The organism is Wolbachia endosymbiont of Drosophila incompta (genome assembly GCF_001758565.1).
In the GTDB taxonomy this organism is placed as follows: Bacteria; Pseudomonadota; Alphaproteobacteria; order Rickettsiales; family Anaplasmataceae; genus Wolbachia; species Wolbachia pipientis.
Map to the genome: position 1 here is coordinate 343,002 of NZ_CP011148.1, position 623 is coordinate 343,624.

At 35.8% G+C, this 623-nt stretch carries 1 protein-coding gene; it reads right to left on the minus strand.

The features are described 5' to 3' along the window. Window positions 1-623, minus strand: a 623-nt coding sequence (locus tag WG67_RS08130) for a UvrD-helicase domain-containing protein (RefSeq protein ID WP_458694974.1), incomplete at both ends; no start/stop codon positions are given.

The following is a 623-nucleotide window of genomic DNA, read 5'->3' on the forward strand; positions in this document are numbered from 1 at the left end:
TTATTATGTAATCAACTAATACGTTTCGTTGCCGTACCAAAATCATAATGTCTCTTGGCTCTATATGGCGATCTTTAGCGACTAAAATTCGCCCTTCATTTAACCAATTGTGAATTCTGTTGGCTATTGTTTGAGCAAGTAATCGGTCTGCTATTATATAATTTTCCCTGCATGTCAGAGGAATTTGTAAAGCTTGCTGTTCTTTCTCTTTGCGCCTTGGTAACGCTGGCCAAATTTCAATATATCCTTGGTCATTTTCTCTATGTGGAACATGTTTTATTTCATTATCATTAAAAGATATTTCTGCGCGGAAGTTATTAAATATTCTATCTACAAGCATCAAAACTTCTGGAGTTGAGCGAAATGACTTTTCAAGTTGGCATGATATCCAATCTCTACCACCAGTTTTCGTATGAAAGTATTGTTGCATATAGTTGAATAGATGGGGATTTGCTCCTTGAAATCTGTATATGGATTGTTTTACGTCACCAACAACAAATAAGGTTCGCTTTTCATCATTACCGGCAAAAAATTCATCGCAGAGATTTGTTATAATTTTCCACTGGCTGATGCTATTGTCTTGTGCCTCGTCAACAAGGATGTGATCTATTTTTTGATCCAAG